The sequence below is a fragment of the Thermodesulfobacteriota bacterium genome (genome assembly GCA_040754335.1).
In the GTDB taxonomy this organism is placed as follows: domain Bacteria; phylum Desulfobacterota_D; class UBA1144; order Nemesobacterales; family UBA2774; genus 2-12-FULL-53-21.
Map to the genome: position 1 here is coordinate 443,318 of JBFMCV010000002.1, position 20,270 is coordinate 463,587.

Annotated in this window: 14 protein-coding genes; 7 read left to right on the forward strand and 7 right to left on the reverse strand. The window is 57.0% G+C overall.

All coding sequences use genetic code 11. The features are described from left to right. Positions 1-504 precede the first annotated feature (504 nt). Positions 505-1,269, reverse strand: coding sequence for a hypothetical protein (locus AB1598_05475; GenBank protein ID MEW6144450.1), 765 nt, complete (start codon positions 1,267-1,269; stop codon positions 505-507). A gap of 240 nt (positions 1,270-1,509) precedes the next feature. On the opposite strand from AB1598_05475, the gene AB1598_05480 reads away from it, so the two are divergent. The 3 genes from AB1598_05480 to AB1598_05490 all read left to right on the forward strand — a co-directional run bounded on the left by AB1598_05480 (position 1,510) and on the right by AB1598_05490 (position 7,026). Further along, positions 1,510-3,033, forward strand: coding sequence for a DHA2 family efflux MFS transporter permease subunit (locus AB1598_05480; protein ID MEW6144451.1), 1,524 nt, complete (start codon positions 1,510-1,512; stop codon positions 3,031-3,033). A gap of 668 nt (positions 3,034-3,701) precedes the next feature. After that, positions 3,702-4,121, forward strand: a complete 420-nt coding sequence (locus AB1598_05485; GenBank protein ID MEW6144452.1) for a hypothetical protein — start codon at positions 3,702-3,704, stop codon at positions 4,119-4,121. 253 nt (positions 4,122-4,374) lie between these two features. Further along, complete coding sequence (locus AB1598_05490; GenBank protein MEW6144453.1) at positions 4,375-7,026, forward strand: hypothetical protein; 2,652 nt, start codon at positions 4,375-4,377, stop codon at positions 7,024-7,026. A gap of 567 nt (positions 7,027-7,593) precedes the next feature. On the opposite strand, the gene AB1598_05495 is transcribed toward AB1598_05490, so the two are convergent. Both AB1598_05495 and AB1598_05500 read right to left on the reverse strand, forming a co-directional pair. Continuing rightward, positions 7,594-7,872, reverse strand: a complete 279-nt coding sequence (locus AB1598_05495; protein MEW6144454.1) for a hypothetical protein — start codon at positions 7,870-7,872, stop codon at positions 7,594-7,596. Positions 7,873-8,296: 424 nt separating this feature from the next. Beyond that, a complete protein-coding gene (locus AB1598_05500) occupies positions 8,297-11,305 on the reverse strand; it encodes a tetratricopeptide repeat protein (protein ID MEW6144455.1) in 3,009 nt (1,002 codons plus the stop codon). Between the two features lie 497 nt (positions 11,306-11,802). On the opposite strand from AB1598_05500, the gene AB1598_05505 reads away from it, so the two are divergent. Next, positions 11,803-12,180 carry a hypothetical protein gene (locus AB1598_05505; GenBank protein ID MEW6144456.1) on the forward strand — a complete coding sequence of 126 codons (378 nt, stop codon included), beginning with the start codon at positions 11,803-11,805 and terminating at the stop codon, positions 12,178-12,180. 318 nt (positions 12,181-12,498) lie between these two features. Beyond that, positions 12,499-13,197: a sulfotransferase family 2 domain-containing protein gene (locus tag AB1598_05510; protein MEW6144457.1), complete on the forward strand. Its 699-nt coding sequence runs from the start codon at positions 12,499-12,501 to the stop codon at positions 13,195-13,197. 269 nt (positions 13,198-13,466) lie between these two features. On the opposite strand, the gene AB1598_05515 is transcribed toward AB1598_05510, so the two are convergent. Both AB1598_05515 and AB1598_05520 read right to left on the reverse strand, forming a co-directional pair. After that, positions 13,467-14,165 carry a methyltransferase gene (locus tag AB1598_05515; protein MEW6144458.1) on the reverse strand — a complete coding sequence of 233 codons (699 nt, stop codon included), beginning with the start codon at positions 14,163-14,165 and terminating at the stop codon, positions 13,467-13,469. Positions 14,166-14,532: 367 nt separating this feature from the next. Next, positions 14,533-15,591: a class I SAM-dependent methyltransferase gene (locus tag AB1598_05520; protein ID MEW6144459.1), complete on the reverse strand. Its 1,059-nt coding sequence runs from the start codon at positions 15,589-15,591 to the stop codon at positions 14,533-14,535. 380 nt (positions 15,592-15,971) lie between these two features. On the opposite strand from AB1598_05520, the gene AB1598_05525 reads away from it, so the two are divergent. Continuing rightward, entirely contained in the window at positions 15,972-16,229 is a 258-nt protein-coding gene (locus tag AB1598_05525) for a DUF3303 family protein (GenBank protein ID MEW6144460.1), read from the forward strand. Positions 16,230-16,312: 83 nt separating this feature from the next. On the opposite strand, the gene AB1598_05530 is transcribed toward AB1598_05525, so the two are convergent. Both AB1598_05530 and AB1598_05535 read right to left on the reverse strand, forming a co-directional pair. After that, entirely contained in the window at positions 16,313-16,723 is a 411-nt protein-coding gene (locus tag AB1598_05530) for a hypothetical protein (GenBank protein ID MEW6144461.1), read from the reverse strand. A gap of 494 nt (positions 16,724-17,217) precedes the next feature. Beyond that, entirely contained in the window at positions 17,218-19,167 is a 1,950-nt protein-coding gene (locus AB1598_05535; GenBank protein MEW6144462.1) for a sigma 54-interacting transcriptional regulator, read from the reverse strand. A gap of 565 nt (positions 19,168-19,732) precedes the next feature. Here AB1598_05535 and AB1598_05540 point away from each other — a divergent pair. Next, positions 19,733-20,119: a group III truncated hemoglobin gene (locus tag AB1598_05540; GenBank protein ID MEW6144463.1), complete on the forward strand. Its 387-nt coding sequence runs from the start codon at positions 19,733-19,735 to the stop codon at positions 20,117-20,119. Positions 20,120-20,270: the final 151 nt, after the last annotated feature.

Genomic DNA, 20,270 nt, shown 5'->3' on the forward strand with positions numbered 1-20,270 from the left:
TTCTTTTTTCTGTCATTCCCGAATAACGGTTCTGAACGTGTGCAAGAACCGGTCACTCACGGTTGATTGCAAGTTAGCCCCATTATTCCGACGCACAAGTATCACAAGCCAGAACAAATCGGGAATCCATATCTTTAAATCAAAACAAGAAAAAACTAGATTCCCGATCGGTGTCGGGAATGACAAAAAAATAGATCGCCACGTCGCTTCCGACTTCGCCATCCTACTTCGCTAATCCCCCGACGGCTCATAGCCTATGGGCGACGTGCCGAGCTTCGAAGGATAAAAAGGCTACACCGGATCACCCTACGGCTCAAAGCCTTCGGGTGACGTGCCGCAAGCAGTGCGAACGGGTTTGGTTGAATGAATGAAAGGTGTCACCCCCACCTTAATCCTCCCCCCTCAAGGGGGAGGAAATTTATTTGTGGGTATTCACCCGCCGCCGATTCTGTGAATGTCGGGAAAGACAAACCCCCCCGCGATGACGGGAAAAAAGGCCTCGTGCTATTTCCCTATATTCTGCAGCGCTTCCACGAGAGGCTCGCTCGGCATGCGGAGAACCCCGTCGAACGGCCTGTTGAGCTCCATTATTACAAAGAGCGCGAGCGTGACGGCCAGTGCGGATATTATGAGCGTCGCCACTACAGTCCCGTTCGTCGGGGCGTAGAGTCCGAAGCTGAAGAATATGGCGACGAACCAGAAGAGGATTATGCCCAGCAGGATGAAAAATACTCCGGGAATAGACCTCGTCTGCCCCATCACGAGCGTGTCGCGCGCCTGCGCGAGGTCGTATGTGAGTGAAACCGCCTCGTCGCGTATCGCGCGCCTGACATCGTTGTCCGGAGTAAGAGAGAGGATTTGGTAGTAAAGGGTTTCTGCTCTGGATTCGGGCGTCTCTATCATCGCACCTCCGGAGCCGTCTTTGGGCCAGAACTGATTAATAGTGCGTTCGAGCGAGCTGCGCAGCACCTGGCGTGCTCCTTCCGCCCCGGGTCCGTAATCGGCGAGCAGCTTGTCGAGGAAGATTATCTTGGCCGACATGTCTATGAGGTCGCTGCGCTGGTTGTTGAAATTGGTCTGCGCCCCCTGTATCATGAGCCCGACCGCGAGCGCCGCCATGGTGGCGACGATTCCCATGCCGATCGTGACCATGTTCCTCGATTCGTCGCTAAGGTGACGCTCGGGCAGCATTTTGCGGAGGAATATGCCGATAAACGCTCCTCCGATTATGCACACGAATATGATGAGACTGATTACTACCGCTTTCAAGACGCACCTCCCGGCGGGATCTCCTTCTTGCTGGTTGAGCGGGCTGCGGGTCTGTTCATGGGATACCGCTGCCGCCATCCCGTTTCGCCGATATAGACGTATTTATAAATCAATGCGAGGAAAAATTCAATAAACGTCTCACAATCCCTCCCCGGCTTCACCTGCGGGTTGACATTTAATACGCCGTAATTACATTTACCGCACCCGCGCCTGACGGGCCGGGCTGCCCGCGCCCTATCCATGAACAGAGAACATTCCCACAAGTGGCTTACGCTCATCGCGATGACGGGGTCGCTCTCCATGATCTTCGTCGACCAGACGGTCGTGAGCGTGGCGCTCCCGAGGATACAGTCCGACCTTGCCGTGTCGCAAACGGGCCTCGAATGGATTGTGAACGCGTACGTGCTCGCTCTCGCGGTCACTGTCGCGCTGGGCGGGAAGCTTGGGGACATATTCGGGAGGGTGCGCGCTTTCGTCACGGGCGTAGTCGTCTTCGCGGTAGCCTCGGCGCTGTGCGGCCTCGCGCCCGATGAAGGCGTCATAATCGCCGCCCGCGCTCTCCAGGGCCTGGGCGCGGCGCTCATGCTGCCGTCTTCCGCGGCGATTGTCATCGAATCGTTCGACATAAGGGAGAGGGGGAAGGCGATGGCGATATACGTAGGCGTGGCGCAGGCGTTCCTCGCGTTAGGCCCTCTGTTAGGCGGTTTCCTGACCGAGTACCTCTCCTGGCGGTGGGTGTTCTGGATAAACCTCCCGGTGGGCGCGCTCGCTATCCTGATGACCTGGTATTCCAAACCCGCCGGAATGGAATCCGCCGGAGGCAAGGTGCGGCCCGCATACGCGCTTTTACTCATACTCGGCATGTTCGCGTTCGTGTTCGGGCTCCAGCAGGGGCACCTCTGGGGGTGGTCTTCGCCCGTGACGCTCGGCTTCCTCGCATCAGGGCTCGTGCTGCTCGAAATATTCTCGTTCATACAGATAAAGAGCGACGACCCGCTCATACAGCTGAGGCTCTTCAGGAACCCGGCGTTCGCGATAGACTGTGCGCTCCTCTTCTGCATACAGTTCGCCATGATAAGCCTGATAGTCTTCGGCGCTATTTACCTCCAGAAGAACCTCGGGTTCACGCCTTTGCAAGCGGGGCTCGGGATCATGCCCATCATCATCGCCGTGGTGATAATGTCCCAGGTGTCGGGCCGCCTCTTCGACAGGGTGGGGGTGAAGGTCCCGGCTCTCACGGGAGCGTTCCTCATCGCGCTCGGCTTCTTCGCGCAGGCGCCTTTCCTCGAAGGGGGCGATTTCTTAAAGGTGCTGCCGGGGATGATAGTGCTCGGCTTCGGGATCGGGTTCGTCATGGTGCCGACTAGCACGGACGCGCTTAACCGCGCGGGGAGCGAGTACAGGGGGCAGGCCTCGGGCGTCGTGCAGACGATGAGGCAGATAGGTGCGACCGTGGGGCTCGCGTCGATAGGCGGGCTCGTGGCTACAGTGCAGAAGGGCGAGGTGTCGGGGATTATAAACGGGTTCGCGGGCCCTGACAGCGTGAAGGCGGGCCTCGCGCCCCTCGTAGACGGCGCGCTCAAGGGACAGGCGGACGCGATAAGGGAGCTCACGGCGGTCTCGCCCGCGCTCGTCGCGGAGTTAAACGCCGGAGTGGCGAGGAGCATTGCGGCCGGGTACTACTTCGCGGGCTCTGTCGTGCTCGCGGCCTTCTTCGTCGCGCTCATATTCATGCGCACGGGCAGGCAGAGTGAAGACGGGTGAGGGTAAGTTTTAATTTTATTTGTCATTTCCAACCCTGAATAGATCCCGTGTCGCGGCACGGGACATGGTTCAGGGCAAGCACCGATCGGGAATCTCGCTTTTTCATGAGATTGCCGCGTCACTTCCGGCTTTGCCTAAAGACTACGCCGGGACAAATCGCTCCTTGCAATTGTAGATGTTAAATAATTCGTGGCTGGAATTTCTCTGGATGACATTCACAGAATCCGGCGTTAAGAAATATCTTATAGGCGTAAAAATCTATCAGGTCTGGGGCGGAATTGATAGATTTTAGCCGTAATAAGATATTTTAGCCAGGATTCTGTGCTGTCGGATGATTTTTGCTTCTTTTCATCAAGGAAAAGAAGAAAAATATATATCGCTTTATTATGTATTCAGATGGGACAACTTTTGTCCACGAATTACTTGACATCTACAGCAATGACAAGAACATTAATGTACCCCCTCACCCTTCACCCTCTCCCTCGGGGGGGAGAGGGAAGAAAAAACTCGGAATAGCGACCCCGCAAAATTCTTGAGGAAAAATGACGTAAAACCCTATAGACTATTTACGTTGTTTTCGGTGCGTCCTGCGGGCCTCGGGAAATACCTGAGTAATAATTCCGGAAAACAGGTAAAATTTCAGCACCAGCACAACGGGAGGTATTAGAATGTTCAAAGGTTCATTGTTCGGTTTGAAGCCCGCGGCTTCTGCCATGGCTCTTCTGCTCATAGCGGCCGGGCTCTATTTCGGCGCATGCTCGAAAGACGAAGAAAAGGGGACGGAGAAGGTCGAGGAGACCGAGTCCGTCGAGGTAGAAACTACGGAGGAGTCGGCGGTTACGCCTGCGCCTGAAGCGGATAAGGAAAAAGGCGAGAGGGCCGAAGGGCTGCCGCCTGAAATCACGGAGCCCTGCAGCGGGAAGAACGAAGGCGACGCCTGCGTGGTGACAGCCACGGGCGGAATGGAAATAAAAGGCACCTGCATAATGACGAAGAGGAACATACTCGGCTGCAATCCCGAGCCGATACCGGGAAAGAAGAAACCGGGTTCAAGGCCTGCGACCCCTGAGCCTTCCGAGAGCCAGTGAATCGTTCCGCGTCTCGCGGTCATGTCCCTTCGGGGACGAGGACAATCGACAATATTATACTCCGGCTGCGCGTGCGGGCTTCTTCCCCGCGCGCTGACCGGAGCATCGCCCTGCCGCCGATTGTTAAGATTTTTATCATGCGCGCCGATTGCCTGTATAATTAATCCCTGCTCCGGATTCATCTCCGCTTAACGGCGTTTTAACGCCGCCTTAACAAATATGCTGCACAGCGGGGACTGCCGGGCGGGGAGATGTGACGATGCATGTGCGCGCGCTGCTCTTTATCGCGGCGGCCCTTACGGCGGGCCTGTTCCTGAGCGGCAGGTTAAACGCGTTCCTTTCCATATCCATCAAGGATAAAGACCTCGGGGAGACCGCGTCCCCCGTATCCCGGGACCTGCCCCCGCTCCAGTTCAGGATGGTCGACCTGGGCGGCGTGGGCATAGAGGCCGACGCGGAAGCCTGGGGCAAGGACTATTCCCATAATACGAGGCGCTTCGACGGCGTGTTCCTCTCTGAGGAGCCTTTCGTTGACCGGGCGGAAGCCGACCGCGTGTTCTCCCAGTTCCGCGATTACGCGGACAGGATGTCGGCCTTAGGTTTCAACGCCATCGAGTTCCAGGCGTTCCTCGAGCTCGTCGACTTCGACGGTCTCGGCGGGGGCTTCGACGTGTACCCCGAGGGGAGCGTCGAGAGGAAGAGACACGAGGCGCTCCGGGCGTTCTACTCCCGTTTCTTCGACTACGCCCGCTCGAAGGGCCTCCGCGTCATACTCAGCACCGACATGGTCGCGCTCACGCCCGCGCTCAGTCGGTATCTGGGCGGCCTGCCGGGCGGCATGGACGTCGAGAGCCCGGAATTCTGGAGCGTCTACTCGGAAGGACTCTCCGAGCTCTTCGATACGATGCCCCAGGTGGACGGCCTCATGATAAGGATAGGGGAAGCGGGCCCTCTCTATAACCGGACCGGCTGGGACTACACGAGCGAGCTCATGGTGAGGAGCGTCGCGTCTGTGAAGGAGATGCTGAGGTCGCTCACGAAAACCGCCGAGGAGCACGGCAAGCACATAATATTCCGCACGTGGTCGGTCGGCGTGGGCGAAGTGGGGAGCATGCACACGGACACCGCCGTCTACGAGCGCATACTCGGGGACATCCGTTCCGACAGCCTCATAATCTCGACCAAGCTCACGAAGGGGGATTTCTGGAACAGCGTTCCCTATAACCCGACCCTCTATTCGGGCGGGCACAAGCGCATAGTGGAGCTCCAGGCGCGGAGGGAGTTCGAAGCGTTCAACGTGATACCTAATTACGTGGCGCCTGATTATCGGGACGCGCTACTCGGATTCATGAAGCGTAACCCCGAAATCGTCGGCGTCTGGGTATGGACGCAGGCCGGGGGGCCTATAAGGCAGGGGCCGATGATGATATACCCGTTCACGGGGCACTGGCTCTGGACCGACGCGAACGTGTTCGCCTCGGCGATGATAGCCGCCCGTCCCGGAGAGCCTGTCGAGAAGTGGACGAGGCAGTGGGTGAGGGACACGTTCGGCGGAGATAAAGAGGTCGAGGACGGGCTTACCGAGCTCCTTACTCTCTCCCACGGGACGGCGGTAAAGGGGCTCACCATACCGCAGTTCGCGCGTAAAGAGGTGACGGGCGTCGGAATGGAAATACCGCCCGTCATATACAGCTACTGGGACCTGATGGAGAGCTCGACCTCGGTGATGAGCCTCGTGTATGAGGCTTCGAGGGGAGAGCTCGGAAACGCGGTCAGGGACGGCTTCGCCGCGGTCTCCGAGGTGAGGCGCATGAAGGATATACTCGCCTCGGTCGAAGGCGGCATAGAGAAGGGCAGGGAGTGGATACCCGGAATGAAGGCGTCTCTCGATTACGAGGAAAACCTCTTCTCGACTCTCGCGTGGCACAAGAAGTTCATGCTCGGGTTCTACGAGTGGCTCGACAAGGGCGGGGACGAGAGGGAGGCCCGGTGGAAAGATTCAGCCGCCGAGTACAAGAGGGCGAGAGGCGCGCACATGGAGAGGTATCAGGGGAACCTCGACTTCCCCGCCTACAACTTCGCGATGGCGGATAACGGCGTCAGGCAGGCGGAGAGGACGGATTATGCCGTGTGGACATCGAGGGCACTGCTCCTGGTGCTATTCATTTTTGCCGCGCTCGTCGTACTGAAGGGCAGGGACGCGGGCTCGGGGCTCGGGACGCCGCTCTTCCTTTCCGTATTCACTTTCGGGATGCTCGAGGCGTTCACGTCCTTCGGCGCGCCGCTCTTCGTGTTGACGACTGTCGCGCCCGCGCTCATCTACTTCCTCGGTCTCAGGTTCACGGTGTTCGGCCCGCGGGGAGGGTTCGCGTACTCGCTGCTGCCCGTGCTCGCGTTCCTGGGCCTCATACTCGCCGTCACGTCCGTGAGGGGGCCTTACTACTTCTGGTACAACGTATGGACGAGCGGCGGGTTCCGCACCGCTCTCGCGTCCTCAGCCGTGATACTGCTGCTCGCGCACTTCTACCTCGTATATTCATACGCGCGCGGGAGGCTCGGGGCATGGAGGCTTACCGGGAGGGTGTTCTTCCTCACTGGTTCGATCGTCGCGCTCTACGGCCTCGTTTACATCGTCTTCGGCATCGACCGGACGCTCGGGAGGATCAACGACGAGATACTCATGATGCCCGTCATGGTCTCGCGCGTGCTCGGTTTCTCGACGCACCTCGATTTCTTGGTCGTCATCAACGAGGCGGCCGTGAAGGCGGGCGCGGTGCTCGCCGCCGGAGGGCTGCTCATGTCCGGGTTCGGACGCGGGAAGCGCGCTCCGGGCGGGGACGGCGCCGCCGCTCAAAACATTTCCGCCGGCAGCGCTGAGACTGTGAGGATACGCAAGGGGAAGTAGCGTCAGGCGTTATCACTGATCGATGTTACTTACCTTCCCTTTCAGTGAAAGTCAGGCGGTCATGCTGAACCATGTTCCGGGCTCTGATCCGGGATCAATCCGGCATCTCGTCTATAACCTTTTTATTCCCTCCTTTGGAAAAGAACGGATGCGAACGAGTGAGCATTCGGACGTCATTACAACAAAGGCGCCTAAGCAATTCAAATCCCGGCTGGATGTTTATTAAGACCAAATAGGTAGGGAGGATTTTCTTTCCTTATTTTAAATCCCCCTTAATCCCTCCTTCGACAAGCTCAGGACGGGCTCTTTTTCTAAGGGGGAAATTTTTATTCATTCAACTGGTGGTGTGATGAGTAAGTTCACACTGGACAGGTAAGCAGCGAAAAATCTATATAAATATTTCTCATTCAGGAATAACGCTTGTAAACAACAGCTCTGAGAAATTGAGCAATTGATCGCTATTGGTTGATGGCAACAAGATGACCCCAACCTCACAACGAAGAAGCCCGGAGCGAGCCGGGCTTCTTTCTCACTCTGTCAATTGTCTGCGCGCACTGCGCGCATCCGTTATATGACATCTGATCCGCTCACACGGATGCCGAATACGGTATAGACGTTCTCGTATACCTCTTCGTCCGACGGAGCGGCTTCGCTGTCGCCAGAGAGCGTCTGGACGTGGAAGGTGTCGTTCAGACCCTTGGGCACGTATCCGCCTTTCACATTGTCGGGAGCCGCGCTCTGACCGTAGGGGAGCTGCACTCCGAAAGCGTTTATATCCGCCGCCTGCGACGCGAACGGGAACGCCAAAGCCGCTACTATTGTACCTGCAACTATTAACTTCTTCATTTTACTGCCTCCTTAAAAAATGTATTTGCCTGTTTAGTTGCTCTTGCAACGATGATGGATTCATAACGTGAAAAATAGTTTTATCCAACGATTCTAACGGGATACCCGCCGCAATTACCAACTGTGTTAATTGATACGGGATTGCTGCGGAAATAGATTCATGGGGGTGGAAAAATTAGGGGTGAACGCCCGTGGGCATACGATCCTCAGCACCGACTCTGCTCAACCAAACCCGTTCGCACTGAGCGTGTCGAAGTGCGTATATTTAGCCGAGATTCTGTGCTGTCTTTTCATAGACCACACTACGTATGTGATTATTGCTTCTGATTGTCAATGATAAGATGAAGTATAATTGTCGCAAAAAGATGAGATCCTGAAATAAATTCAGGATGACATAATTAAAGCAAATAAGCGGAACAGGAGTTTAAACCGACGACTTTCTCCGCGTCTCTTTAATATGACCGTCGAGGGTGACGGGTGAGACGACGGGGTCTCTGTGCAGGTCTGGCGCGAGGCTGAACTCGTACACTTCATCTCTCGTCCTCTCCGTGAGCGGGACGAAGAGTATGCCGGTCAGTATAACGACGAGGGAAATATAGACGGCCGTGTTCACGGCATACGGCTTTATCAGCTCCGCGATCAGCGGGTGCGCTGTTATCAGCCCGAGCGCGAGGAGCGATACGGAGAAGAATAAAATCCTCTTCGGCCACGGCCTCACCGGCGTCGAGAGCCACCACCTCCAGAGGGAAGGCTTCGAATAGTTCTTCCATACGTTCATGAGGACGCGGTTCACTTCGGATGTATTTTCAGGATTCATGCGCGCGCATTCCCTGAGCGCCGCGACCGTTTTATCGTAATCGCCGAGCCTGAAGAGGCACCTCGCCTTGAAATAGAGGACGTCGGATAAAAGTTTCGCGTCTTTATCGCCGAGCTTCTTCATCTCCCGCGGCATCCACGGCGGGAGCGTTTCGTCTCTCTCTTCGGGCAGGGTCAGCCTGTGAGCCTTGTCGAGCGCGCTCAATACGGACGAGATCCTGTCCCTGTATACGTTTACGTCGTCGGCGGAATACGTCTCGGCCGAGAGATAATCGGCGTATGCCCGCCACAAGAGATTCGCCGGGTTGCCGGGGTCGCGCTCCAGCGCCTCGCTGAACGAAACGGACGCAGACCCGTACTCCAGCCCTGCTAACTCTATGAATCCCCTCGCCGCCACGAGCCCTGCGTCTTTGCCGATCTCTGAAATCGCCTTCTCCGCGGTCTCGCGGGCCTGCTCTATGCTCCCGAGCGCGAGGTAGAGGCTCGCCTTCCCTATACGAGGCTCCGTCCACCATCCCGCAATGCCCCTCGCCCTCTCGAATGCGGATTCGGCCGCCCTGAAGTCCCCGAGCTCGTATAGCGCGAGCGCCTTGTTCAACCACGCGGGCGCGTTTCCGGGGTCAAGCCCGATCGCCCTGTCGTACGCCTCTATCGCGTCCGCATATTTTTTCATGTGGTATAACGCCGCGCCCTTGCCGTTCCACGAGGAGGAGTCGCCTGGATCGGCGGCGATGACCTTATCGAATGAATCCGCCGCTTCCGCGAACCTCCCCGAATATACGAGCGCGACCCCTCTCCCGTACATGGCGCGCGCGCCGCCCGCGTCGAGAGCGAGAGACCTGTCGAAAGCCCTGACCGCATCCGCGTACTTGCCTGCGGACGCGAGGGCCTCGCCCATCCGCGCCGGATAGCCGGCATCGGCTGCGTTCAGCTCGGACGCGCGAGCGTATGCCTCCGCGGCCTGGGAGTATTCGCCGAGCTCAGCAAACGCCTCGGCCTTCCCCCGCCAGGCGCGCTCCGACGAACGGTCGAGCACTAAAGCGCCGTCGAAGGATTCGAGCGCTTCGCCCGTGTGCCCAATTCTCAGCAGCGCATCTCCCTTCCCCCTGTGCGCAGGCTCGTATCCGGGGTCAGTTGCGATCGCGCGGTCGTACGCCTGTATCGCGTCCCCCGGCGCGCCCATGCGTGAGAGCGCGTCGCCTTTCCCCGTCCACGCGCGGGGGTCCGTGCGGTCGAGCTCAATAGCCCTCTCGTAAGAGCCGAGGGCTTCAACGAGACTGTCCAGACCGAGGAGCGCGTCTCCTTCCCCTCGCCACGCGGGCTCGTGCCCGGGCGTAACGGTTATCGCGCGCCCGAATATCTCCCGCGCTTCTGCGTATTTTCCGATACGGTTTAATGCGTCCCCTTTTTTCGTGAGAGCGTCCGGGTCGCCCGGCAATATCGTGATGGCATCCTCGTACGATCTCACCGCTTCCTCGTATCTCTTCATTCCGGCAAGCGCGTCCCCCTTCCTCAGATACGGGACCGGGTCGTCAGGTCTTAATTTAAGCGCGAGCTCGAAAGCGCTGGCCGCATCGCCGAACTTCCCTATGCCGTAGAGCGCGTCGCCCTTGGCTATCCATGCGGCGTGCGAGTAGGGGTTTATCTTTATCGCCTTGTCGTACGAGTCGAAAGCCTCGTCGTATCTCCCGAGCGCGGCGAGCGTCCTGCCTTTCTCAATTAGCGCGTCCGCGCGCGAGGGTTTGACTTTCACGGTCTCGTCGAATAGGGCTATAGCGTCGCCTGTCCTGCCGAGGGACGCAAGCGCGCGTCCTTTTTCGTAGAGCGCGTCCGCGTATGCGGGGTTCAGCCTGAGCGCCCTGTCGTACGCCTCTATCGCGTCCGCGTATTTGCCGAGCTCCGCAGAGGCCCGGCCCCTGCTGTACCAGTCGTTTTCGTAATCGGGTTTTATGCCTATCGCGCGGTCGTACGCCTCTATTGCCGCGTAATTGTTGCCGAGCCTTGAGAGCGCGTGCCCCTTCCTCCTCCATGCGTGATGGAGGTCGGGGTCGAGCCCGGTCGCCCTGTCGTAGGATTCGATCGCGCTCTCGTCCATCCGGAGCGCGAAGAGCGAGTCCCCTCTGCCTATCCATGCCGCGTGCGATCCGGGCGCGAAGCTGACCGCCTCTCCGTACGCGGCGGCCGCCTCGGAGTGCTTCCCCAGCGCCGTGAGTATCTCGCCCTTGCCGATCCACGCCATGTGGAAATCGAACTCGAACTTGACGGTCTCCCCCGATGCGCCGGATGACCCCGACTGCTCCCGCATGTAATAAGGGACGAAGCCGTTCCCTTCGGCGGCCTTCAGGTGGCCGGGTTTGAGCCTGATTGCCTCGTCGTACGCGGCGAGCGCCTCCGGGTATCTGTCCATCGAGGCGAGCGCGTTCCCTTTCCCTATCCAGGCGGAGTAATAATCGGGCCTGAGCTTTATGGCCCTCTCGTATGCGGCGACCGCGCCTGAGAAATCGCGGTGCACGCAAAGGACGTTCCCCTTCTTGTGCCAGTCCTCGGCCGTGGGGGCCGGCTTGTCCTTCCGGCCGAGCAGGGAAAAGGGAGTGAGGAGAGATGTCTTGATGTCCATATAGGGTTCAGCCGCCAGCCCGCCTTGTATATACGACTGAGTATTTTACAGGAATCTGGGTAAATAACCATGCCGGGGGCGTCTGTCTCGGTTTTTGTTTTTTATAGGACATGCACAGAATCGGCGGCACACAATGTGTGCAGATATACGATTCTTTCCAACCTCATCTGCATAGTCAACTCCTCACCCAACCCGTTCGCCCTGAGCAGGAGCCTGTCCTGAGCAAAGTCGAAGGATCGAAGGGTTGAACGGGTGTCACTCCCGTAGGATTACAGTTGGAATTGCTAGATTTTTAGTGTTTACGGACGATTTCTTAACGCCGATTCTGTGCATGTCATAGACAGGCTCCGTCCTTCGACACGCTCAGGACGAACGGTTGTTACTGATCTAATGAATAAAAGCGAACAGGCGAGTCATGCATCCGCACGGCATGCAACTTACGCGGGGCTAACCCCGTCTTCACACCGCCTTAACCAAAGTCAGCTATCCTTTTCCGCATGATAGAGACAAAAAAATACGCGACAGGCGCAGGAGATGCTGCGCAGAAGCCCCGGAAGGGGCGCGGCACGGTAACGTTCTACTGTGTCCTTTATATCGACAGGTTTTCGAACAGGGTGCTCAAGGCCGTCTTTTCCGAAAGGAAAAAAGCCGAGGCGTTCAGGAACCAGTCCCCGAGGAACCTGCACATCGAGCCCGAGGAGGTTTCGGGTTATTCGGGCGGCGACACGCTCTGGTGCTCGAACGAATGGGGCCCGGAGGGCGTGCTCTCGTTCGTGAACCTCCATGCCTCGCACGATGCGGCGCTCGCTTCGTCAGGCGGCGGGAAGCCGAGCCCGGTCAGCATCGGGGACAGGGGCAGGGTTTACAGCAGCTGAGGCTTTAATAAAATCCTCCCTAACCCTCCTTTTCGAAAGGAGGGGACTAAATACCTAATGAATCTTTTTCCCCCTTTGTAAAGGGGAACAATTCCGAGCAAGCGAGGAATTGGTCGATGTCGGCTAGCGGCAAAGGAATTCCTTAATCGAAGTGTCTCAGCAAGTTAAGCCAAATTCAGTGGGATTTTGAATTTTCGTCCTTCGAGAAGTTCATGAGGAATTGGTCCGGGCCCCGGCTTGCCACCATCCCGAATGATGGTAAAATTCTGATGGCCGGATAAAGTATTCCGGTCTCGGGTCGGGGGCTGGCGGCTATAAATGGTACTGTCCCACAAGTACAAATTCATATTCATAAAGACGCGCAAGACCGCGGGGTCGAGCATACAGATTTATCTCTCGCATCTCTGCGGGGATAAGGATATTCTTTCGCCCATCGACAGGCCCGAGCAGCCGTACACCCCCCGGAACTTCAGGGGGTTCTTTAACCCTCTCCCGGAGCTCGCCGAAAGGAATAACTTTTCACAGGTGCTGAGGACGCTCGGGCGGTTCGTCACCCTCAAGAAATTCCAGAGCCACATAAAGGCGCGCGAGGTGAGGGACAGGATACCGCGCGATGTCTGGGACGGCTATTTCAAATTCACGGTCGACAGGAACCCCTGGGACAAGGCGCTCTCGCACTACCACTTCGTGAGGCAGCGCTACAAGAAGTACGGTCCCGACATCTCGTTCGAGAAATACCTCGAGACGGCGGACCTGCCCTACAACTACGCGAAGTACACGGACCTCGAAGGCAAAATCATCGTAGACCGCGTGCTCAGGTACGAGAACCTGAACGAGGAGCTCGCCGACGTTTTCGGGATGCTGGGCGTGCCGTTCGAAGGCTCTCTAGGGGCGACCGAAAAGTCGCACTACAGGCAGGACAGGCGCCCGTACAGGGAGGTCTACACCCCCGACTGGAGGGCCGCGGTAGAGAGGCTCTTCAGCCGCGAGATCGAGCTGCTGGGGTATGAGTTTTAGGGGGCGGAGTTTTTTTGGATTTGTCATTCCCGAAACGATTGTGATGAATAAGAGCAACCAGTCGCAGCCGGATGATTGCTTAGATATCTATTGTTCATGAGCTTCGGCAAGATAAGCTAAATCTTTATCGGGAATCCAGTTCTTTAAATCTAATTCAATCGCGGCTGGAAGCCGCTCCTACAATTCTTTGTCATTTCGAACAACGGTTCTTGCACACGCTCAGAACCGTTACTCGGGAATGACAAACTTCTTGGTCCTGAGCAGCTCTCTCACAGATCCCCCTTCTCCGAAATGTACGCGCTGAAGACGAGCGACTTCCAGAAGAGGCGCGTGTTCATGAACCCCGCTTTAGCGTAGAGGTCGAGCGTCTCGTGGTGAGAGAGGATGTCGAGGTCGCGGCGGGTGTGATAGAGCCTCTCGTCCACTTCCTTCTTCTCCGTAGTCGCGAGCATATACTCCTCCCACGCCCTCGCGAACGTTTCGAACTCGTACGATTCCCTGTCGCATGTGAAGTCCGCCGTTACGAGCACGCCTCCCGGAACGAGCCTGAAATTTATTCCCCTCAGGAAATCGAGCTTGTCCTCGTACGGGATGAAGTGCATTATCAGCAGCGCAGTGGCCGCGTCGAAGGACTCCTGGAGCACGTCGTCGAGGGTGCCGTGGATGAGCTCGACCCTGCCCTCGAGCCCGTGCTTCTTAATCTTGTCGGACGCGGCGTTTATCATGTTCTCCGCGATGTCGAACCCGCTAACTCGCCAGCCGGGGTTGCGGAGGGCGGCCGCTACGGTCTCGTTCCCCGTGCCCACGCCCGCAACAAGGATGAAAGCGTCCTCGGGGAGCGCGGTCTCGAGCAGGTGGAGGGCGTTCGAGTGGAGCGCGTCGTATCCGGGGATTATCTTGTGTATGTCCGCGTCGTAGACGGACGCCCTTTCGTTGAACCGCTTCTCGGGGTCGAATTTTTCCTGCATGGAGTAATAGTGTAATGGATAAAGCGGGGAGGGGAAGGGGGGTGGGGAAGCTGCGGCGTTGTCCATCAAAGTGGAAAAACTTAAATCCTCCCTCACCCTCCTTTTTCTAAGGAGGGAACTCAAGGCATAAAGTAAGGATGATAAAAAATTCCCCCTTAGAAAAAGAGCCTGTCCTGAGCTTGTCGAAGGAGGGATTCAGGGGGATTTAAATGAAGAGGTTAGATTGCTTCGCGGAGTTTATCCTGAGCGTAGTCGAAGGACACGCAATGACAGGAAGTTTAATGTACCCCCCCGCCCGGGCCCTCCCCCTCTGAATAGGGGGAGGGAATTTTTTTTGCGGGGTTGGTATATTTGCCGTATCCAACTTTCACGGCCGGGCTTCGAGTATGAGGTTGAACGGGGTCTCTGCCGCCCTTCTGAAGCGTGTGAACCCGCCCTTGGTCACTACCTCCCTGAGACGCGCCTCGCCCGCCTGTGCGCCTAACGCCGCGCCTACTTCCTGAGCGAGAGACGCGGGGGTGCAGATGAATGTCGACGCTCCGAAGTACGCTCTGCCCACGGGGTTAAGGTTGTCCTCCAGGCTATCGTTCGCGTATGGCTCGACTATCATCCACGTGCCGTCACTCGATAGCGACCTCAGCACGTGCGCCGAAGCGCCCGCCGGGTCGCCCATGTCGTGCAGGCAGTCGAAGAACGTGACGAGGTCGAAGTCCGTCCCCGGATATTCCTTCGATGCGGCGACCTCGAACGACGTATTGCCCGACACGCCCTCCTCGCGCGCGGCCTTGCGAGCCCACTCGACCGAGGGCTTGTGGTAGTCGTAGCCGATGAACGTGGATTTGGGATAGGCCTTCGCCATGAGAATCGTCGATGCTCCGTGCCCGCACCCGACGTCCGCGACGAGCGCGCCTTTCCTCAGCTTGTCCTCGACCCCGTCGAGCGCGGGTATCCATGAGCTCACGAGATTCGCGGCGTAGCCCGGCCTGAAGAACCGCTCGGTCCCTTCGAAGACGCCGTGCTTGTGTTCGTGCCATCCGAACCCTTCGCCGGTACTGAAGCGCTTCTCGATCTCGGGAAGTGACATGATTGCCGATACCGCCACCTGAAAAGCGCCGGGCAGGAACGCCGGGCTCGTCTCGTCGGCCAGCATCAACACCTGCTCTTCCGAGAGGCAGAATTTCCTGGACTCGGGACAGTAGGTCACGTAACCGCCCGCGGCCTGACAGGAGAGCCACTCCCTCACATACCTCTCCGCCGTGCCCGTCTTCTTCGCCAGCTCCGCCGGGGTGAGGGGGCCTGACTCGGCTAACGCCTTGTAAAGACCGAGCCTGTCCCCTATTACAGTCAGTGCGGCGTGGTAAGTGCCTCCGAAGTCCACTATCGCTTTCCCCAGCTGCTCGTTAAGCCTGTTCTGATCGATTGACATTTTACTTGCCTCCTTGTCGGAAATGGATTTTAATTGAATTATGTGCAGGGACTGTGCCAGATATTTACAGACTAATATATATTACGTGATTACAGTTTATTATGCGAGTCATCGTGCGATATGACACAGCGCGGGATAAAACAAACCGTGAGATTTAGCGGCAATTGAACGTGAAATATAACGATTCGTGCGGTCATTCGGCTCTTTCCTGAAACTTCCGGAAACTTGTCAGGGAAGCTGACATTCCTTTTCATTCGGATATCTCATAAAATCATAATATCAATTATCCATGCAGGTTGCGCCTGGGCATTTGATGGCAACTAATATGCGCTCTAAAATGTACGATAAACGATCTGCACAAGGAGGTTAAAATGCAATTCATGATCACTCAGCTTCACGACCCGCAGGACTGTCCGAAGGACATCGGCGGCTTCAGAAAGGTGTTGATAAACGAGAAGGTGAGGGGGCTGACCTTGCAAAACGTGTACGTCGAGCACGGCTCTCATACTATCGTCTATATAGTCGAGACCGACGATTATAACAGCATCGTCAAGTTCCTCGAGCCGGGGATGATGACGTGCACGTCGTCCATCACTCCCGTTTCCTCGATGGCCATGGCCGAGATTATGAAGAAGTGAGAGGGGACGTTTTAGTTACCCTCCCCCTTGAGGGGGGAGGGTTAGGGTGGGGTGATAAATCTACTCTGCGAAGGAGTTGACTTCTACTTCGCAAGCGTGGTCTTAAACCAGTACTCGACAGGCGCCTGGCCTTCCTTGGTCCACACGGCCGTGCCCGTGAGCTCGTCGCCCTTCACCGTGCCCGACCAGTGCATCTTCCCTTCTTTCGCGCTCACGGTGTCGGCCTCGAACGTGGTAGTGCCGCCGCTTGTCGTGGTCGTGTAAGCGGCGTCTCCGAAACCGTACTTCTCGCAGGCTACGGAGCTGAACTTCCCGTCCTTGAAGACGAGCTCGTCCTTGTCGCCCTTGTCCTTGCCCGTCTCGCCCATCTCGCCCGTGAAGGTCTTGCCGTCGAGCGCGCCTTCCTGGGCTTCCGCGAGCATAGAAATCGACAGGACGGAGAGGACAAAGACCAGGAGTACATAAACGATACCGATGACATATGCTTTCTTCATTTCTTAACACCTCCTGTTAAGGTTTTTAATATTTATGTGCATTAAATGTGCCATGAGGATGTGTTTGAAAATTCGTGCGTGCCTGCGGGGGGTTGCATGAATTCCGGCTGACAGGGGGAGGGCGCGGTTTTCAGAGGTGCGCGAGATTTCGCAGTGTGGGAGCGTGAAATTACACGCCGGTGTTAGTCTTTTATGTCATCGCGAGGAGCAACGATTGCGAGCAAGTGAGCAATCGGACGCCATACGCAAAAGGCAATTATGTTCCTATACATTGGAATGAAGTGATAATAATATAGTGCGACGTGGCGATCTCATATTTTTCAGGAGATTGCCGCGCTACACTCACTATCGTTCCGTAATTTGGGTTGTGTGACTCTTTAGCATCAATACTTTAGCATTCTTGCAATCAGCCGAAGGCAACCGATTGCTCTTATTCATCGCAATCGTTGCTCGCAATGACAGGAATATTAATGTACACACTTCGCCCTTAACGCTCACCCGCCGTTATCGTACTTCTTTATTCCGAGCGCTTTCATGCGCGAGCGCAGCGTCGACGGGTTCATTCCCAGGAGCGACGCTGCGCCGCCCTCTCCGTAAATCCTGCCGTGGGCGGTGACGAGAGCCTTCAGTATGTTTTCCCTCTCCATGCTTTTCATCTCGTCGAGTGTGAGCACAGGCGCCCCGGTCCCGGCCTCTCCGGGGTTTCCGCCGTTCTGAGCCGCGGGCGGCGACATTTCCGGCAGGGCGCGATCGAGGTCGAGACGGTTCCCCCGGGATGTGATGACAGCCCTTTCAATCACGTTCTGGAGCTCCCTCACGTTCCCCGGCCACGAGTAGGACATGAGCCTCCTGATGCATTCGTCGGTCAGCGGCTCGAACTCCCGTCCCATCCTCCTCGCGAATTTTTCGGCGAACGCCTGCGCGAAAAGCCCTACGTCTTCGCCTCTTTCCCTGAGAGGCGGAAGATTTATCGGGAACACGTTGAGCCTGTAATATAAGTCTTCCCGGAACTCCCCTTTCCCGACGCTCTTCTTCAAATCGCGGTTCGTGGCCGCGAGCACGCGCACATCCACTTTTTTCGTGCTCGAGCTCCCCACGGGCTCGAACTCCCCTTCCTGGAGCACGCGCAGGAGCTTCGCCTGGAGGTCGAGGGAAAGCTCTGCCACCTCGTCGAGGAATATAGTGCCGCCGTCGGCGAGGGTGAACCTGCCGTCGCGCTTCCGGGTCGCGCCCGTGAACGCGCCCGCTTCGTGCCCGAAGAATTCGCTCTCTATTAAATGCGCCGGGATCGCCGCGCAGTTGACCTTTATGAGCGGCCTCCCGCTCCTCCCGGAGAGCTCGTGTATCGTCCTCGCTATCACTTCCTTCCCCGTGCCGGTCTCGCCGAGTATGAGCACCGTGCTCCCGGTCCCGGCGACCTGCCTGACGTCCCGCATGACTTCAGCCATCGGTGCGCTCCTGCCTATCACTTCGTCGAAGTTGCCCAGGTCCTTTATCTCCTCCTCCAGATATTTCGCTTCGTCCATGAGCGAGTGGATGCGCTTCGCGGCCTCTATGCGCTCGTTCACGTTCCTGAGTATGAGGGTGTAGAAGATTTTTTTGCCCGCCTCGTAAGCGGATATCGTCGCCTCAGCCGAGAATTTGCTTCCCGAATGCGTTACGGCTTCGAGGCCGCCCGGTATCCATACGTACTTCCTTCCGTCGGGACGCATGTGGAGGTCCTTGATGATCTCTGCGAGCTTCACGCGGCTCTCCTTCGAGAGGAAACGCGTGAAGTCGTTGCCCGAGAGCGCTCCCGGTCCGAACCCGAACAGTTTTTCGGCGGCGGAATTCACGAGGTTGATCCTGAGCCCTGAGTCGAGCTCTATTATCGAGTCCATCGCCGAATCGAAGAGGCTCGAGAGCTTCATCTCGCGCTCTCTTATCGTGGCCTCGGCCCTGATCCTCGACAGCTCGGCCGCGGCCCTGTCGGCGAATATGTTGAATATGCCGAGCAGGCGCTCGTCCATGTGTATGGGGCGCGTGTCGAGCACGGAAAGGTAGCCGAGCGTCACGCCGTCGGAGTCCTTGAGCGGCGCGCCCATGAAGCTCACGGCCTTGAACGACTTGAGCGTGTCGCTCTCAGGGTATATGTCCATTACGTTGTCGGGATGGTGGACTAGCTCGTCGGCCATCACGACCTCCTCGCAAATGGACCCCGTGAAGTCGTACTCGTAGTCCTCGAGCCACTCTCCATTCATAAGGAAAGCGAGCGCCTTGAGCGTGCGCTTCTCCTTGTTGAGCACGGTGACCCACGCTCCTTCCGTCCCCAGCGCTTTCGAGAGGTTCTCGACGATCGAATAGAAAAACCTCTCGCCCGTCGCGGACGCCGTGCATTCCATCAGGCGGCGCAGCACCGTGTCTTCGTCTATCTCGCGCATGGATAACTGCGGCTCTGCGGTCATCGCTTTACCCCCGGTGTATGAATCATGAACCGGCCCGTACCTGCTGATCCCCTGAGGACTGTAAACGCTGCCGGTAACGTTCGCCGGTCAACGATAAAATTCTAACACAAATGATCGTCGGAAATAAAGGGGGTAGGGGAGGGTGCGAGATGCAGGATGCGGGATACAGGAGGAGGGATGGTGTTCTATGACCATTCGTCCTGAGGCGCAGAACCTGCGCACGTATACAAACCTTATGTCACCCCTTAGCTTAGCCAAATAATGGAGCCATAATAATACTTAACTGCGCGCCTGTCCTGAGCGAAGTCGAAGGATCGAAGGATGAGCGGATGCTGAAAGAAAAAATCCTCCCTCGCCCTCCTTTCTCTAAGGAAGGAGTTGAAAAAGCAAAAGACGAGATTCTGAAACGATCCTGAAACAAGTTCAGGACATGGTTCAGAATGACAACTTAAAAAAACTGGATTTCTCCCCCTGCTCTCGAAATGACAATAAAGCATGAGCCCGTTCACAACTGGAAGTGCTGAATAAATCTGGTAAAATCCTTGCGGAAGAGAAACACCCTGCCATGAAGGACATCACGTGTAGAAAAGACGTCGAGCTCCTCGTAGAGAGGTTTTACGAGCGAATGATGGAGGACCCCGTCATCGGGTTCATATTCACCTACTACGCGAAGATCGACCTCAAGAGCCACCTTCCGGTGATTAGCGATTTCTGGGAGACGGTGCTGTTCCAGAACCCGGTCTATCAGGGAGGAGCGCAGGCGATGAACGTCCACGTAGACCTCCACAAGAAGGTCCCCTTCAAGAACCAGTACTTCACGAGATGGCTCTTCCTCTTCCACAGGACCGTGGACGAGCTCTTCCAAGGCCCGACCGCCGTCAAGGCGAAGGAGCGCTCCTCATCGATCGCCGAGCTCATGAAGAAGAGGATGGGGGTACTACCCGACTGCTGAGCGGCGGGGCCGCCGCGGACATACGGGTGTGTAGTATTTCTTGGGAAAGTGGAAGAAAAACCCGTTCGTCCTGAGCCTGTCGAAGGATTGAACGGGTTATACAACAGAACAGCGGGACGCCGCGCAGCGGATCGTTAATCATTCCCAGGCT